We start from the raw sequence: 3,084 nt of genomic DNA, 5'->3' as shown, positions 1-3,084 counted from the left end.
TCGAGTTCTTGGATGACCTTGCCGTTGCCGCGCACCGGGCCGTCGAGGCGCTGCAGGTTGCAGTTGACGACGAACACCAGGTTGTCGAGTTGCTCACGCGATGCAAGGGAGATGGCGCCCAGTGTTTCGGGTTCGTCGCACTCGCCGTCACCGAGGAACGCCCACACGCGGCTGCCCGAGGTGTCGTCGATCTCGCGGTTGAGCAGGTAGCGGTTGTAGCGGGCTTGATACAGAGCCGTGAGTGAGCCGAGGCCCATCGACACGGTCGGGAACTCCCAGAAGTCGGGCATCAAGCGCGGGTGAGGGTAGGAGCTGAGGCCGCGACCATCGCGTCCGAGTTCGCGGCGGAAATGATCGAGATCATCTTCGCTCAGGCGGCCTTCGAGAAAGGCGCGTGCGTACACGCCGGGCGCAGCATGGCCCTGGAAATAGACGTGGTCGCCAGGGTTGCCGTCGTCCTTGCCGCGAAAGAAGTGGTTGAAGCCGATCTCGTAGAGCGCAGCCGAACTGGCGAAGGTCGAGAGGTGGCCGCCGATGCCGTCGGCTGCCTTGTTGGCCTTGACGACCATTGCCGCAGCGTTCCAACGAATGAAGGCGCGGATGCGGCGCTCGATGTGTTCGTCGCCCGGAAACCAGGGCTCTTCGTCGCGCGGGATGGTGTTGACGTACGGCGTGGAAACGGTGGCTGGGAACGACACCTGGCTGGCGCTCGCCCGTGCCATGAGCCGGGTCAGCAGATAGCGGGCGCGGTTTTTGCCGTGCGTGTCGACGACGGCGTCGAGGCTGTCGAGCCATTCCTCGGTTTCGATGGGGTCGATGTCGGGGAGCTGATGGACATGTCCGTCGAAAATCATACGGAGCCAGTCTCGCAGGGTTACCGAGCGGTAGCGATCAAGACCGCGCAACTGTCCGCAACTGTCCGAAACTGTTCAGGCAGGGTGCTGACTGGACGGCCGGAGGGTCCATCGGCGGGAGTCGGCCCCGAACGGCTCTAGGTTGAGAGCAATGAGTCGACTCGAGATTTACACCGACGGTGCTTGCCAGGGAAACCCCGGGCCAGGCGGTTGGGGCTGGGCCGCGGCGCCCGAAGGTGAGCCGAACGGCTCGGGCGGCGAAGCAGCGTCCACCAACCAGCGAATGGAAATCTACGCAGTGATCGATGCGCTACGCACCTATTCCACGGTGGCCGACGATCACGGTGCACCCGTACCGATCGAGATCGTCTCCGACTCCACGTACGTCGTCAAGTGCTTCAACGACAAGTGGTGGGTCAAGTGGGAACGCAACGGCTGGAAGAACTCCAAGAAGCAACCGGTTGCGAATGACGATCTGTGGAAACCACTGATCGAACTCGTGCAAGCCGGCGACGTCACCTTCCGATGGGTCAAGGGTCACAGCGGCGACCGGATGAATGACCTGGTCGACGCACTCGCCGTCGCTGCAGTGCCCCGCCGCACCTGACCGTGTGAATCTGGTGGCTTCAGCCGCCTGGCCATGGTGCCGAAAACCTCAGTGAGATGATGTCACTGGGACGTCGCACAACATTACGATTCGATGTCATGCGCACACTGAGTTGGGGTCGATGGCTGGTTGCTGGAGCGGTCGCTGCGGTCAGCGTTGTCGCGCCTGTCCCCGCGCCCACGCAGGCTGCCGGCGGTGACATCGTCGCCATCGTGATCGAGGGCACCGGCTTCGGACACGGTCGAGGCATGAGCCAGTGGGGCGCGTACGGCTACGCAGTCGACCACGGCTGGGACTGGAAACAGATTCTCGACCACTACTACGGCGGTACTGAGGCCGGAACCGTGCCCGCAGCGGAACGGGTCCGTGTGCGGCTCACCGGTCTGGACGGTCAGAACACCGTCGGCGTCATCTCGCATGGCTCGCCGATTACCTGGAACGGCCAGACCCGAGCCTCGATGTACGCCAAAGAGACCTCCACTCCCGGCAAATTTGAGGTGTGGGGCTCGACTGGCCGGGCCTGCCCCGGCGCATCCAACCTCATCGTCCCCGGCGGCTCGCCAGTGATCGCCAGGGGGGCACAGGGCGTGGCGGTCGAACAGATCCAGCAGTTCCTGCGGACGTATCAGCCAACGGCCGGAGGCATTGTCATCGACGGCGATTTCGGCAACCAGACCTTCGGCTACCTGGTCGACTGGCAGAACGCAGTTGGCGTCACGCTCGATGGCACCTGGGGGCCCGAGGACGCCGCGAAGGCGCGTTCGATCACCGCTGCCGACACAGCGTCGGACTTCTCGCTGCTCGGCACCGAAGTGGCAACCACCGCCAACCCCGTGAGTTTCACAATTGCGAACGGCGACGGAAGCATCGACCCAGAACTCACCATCGGGCTGTGTTCACCTCAGCGGTCGATCACGCATTACCGCGGCTCGATCGACGTGCTGAGTACGTCGTCCGGGAACCGCGTGGTCAACGACGTGAGTACCCAGAATTACGTCCGCGGCGTGATCCCTCGTGAGGTGTCGGCATCGTGGGGTGACGCAGGCAATGGCGCTGGGGCCAACGCCCTGCGGGCACAGGCGGTCGCGGCCCGCTCGTACGGGCTCGAGCAACGGCGCAGCTACTTCTACGACGGCACGTCCACCCGCTACGCCACGACCTGCGATACAACGGCCTGCCAGGTGTACGGCGGTGCTGCACGGCGTGGCGCTGCCAACGGGAACGCAGAAGTTCGCGAGGACCCACGTACCGATGCTGCTGTGGCGGCGACCGCGAACGTGGTTCGGCGATGGCCTGGCGGCCACCCGAAGGCCGGACAACTCGTTTCGACCGAGTTCTCCGCATCGAATGGGCCCCGTACGGCCGGCGGCGAGTTCCCAGCTGTCAACGACATCGGTGACGACACCCTGTTGAATCCGAACCACCGCTGGAAGCGGGTCATCGATGCCGACACGCTTGAGTCGAAGTACGGGATTGGCCAGTTGACGTCAGCTTCGATGACCAATGCAGCGGCGAGCCAGTACAAGGGATACGACGGGATCTGGTTCGACGACCTCGTCTTGCAGGGCAAGTCCGGAAGTGAGCGGATGAACTCGTGGGATTTCCGAAATGCTTTCAACCTGC

The 3,084-nt window shown here is 63.9% G+C and carries 2 protein-coding genes and 1 pseudogene; 2 read left to right on the top strand and 1 reads right to left on the bottom strand.

The features are described 5' to 3' along the window. Positions 1-854: pseudogene (locus ACH2EI_RS22095) on the bottom strand (pyruvate dehydrogenase (acetyl-transferring), homodimeric type); the annotation flags it as partial. Between the two features lie 151 nt (positions 855-1,005). Here ACH2EI_RS22095 and ACH2EI_RS22090 point away from each other — a divergent pair. Then, positions 1,006-1,461, top strand: a complete 456-nt coding sequence (locus ACH2EI_RS22090; RefSeq protein WP_395153122.1) for a ribonuclease H — start codon at positions 1,006-1,008, stop codon at positions 1,459-1,461. Between the two features lie 98 nt (positions 1,462-1,559). Further along, positions 1,560-3,084, top strand: a 1,525-nt coding sequence (locus tag ACH2EI_RS22085; RefSeq protein ID WP_395161615.1) for a SpoIID/LytB domain-containing protein, incomplete at its 3' end; no start/stop codon positions are given.

The sequence above is a fragment of the Ilumatobacter sp. genome, from assembly GCF_041688325.1.
Lineage (GTDB): Bacteria > Actinomycetota > Acidimicrobiia > Acidimicrobiales > Ilumatobacteraceae > Ilumatobacter_A.
The sequence above is the reverse complement of the archived record's forward strand: the minus strand, read 5'-3'. Positions and strand labels throughout refer to the sequence as shown.

Excerpts from the sequence above, each read along its gene's own strand:
- ACH2EI_RS22090 (WP_395153122.1), top strand. The coding sequence starts at position 1,006 with ATGAGTCGACTCGAGATTTACACCGACGGTGCTTGCCAGGGAAACCCC.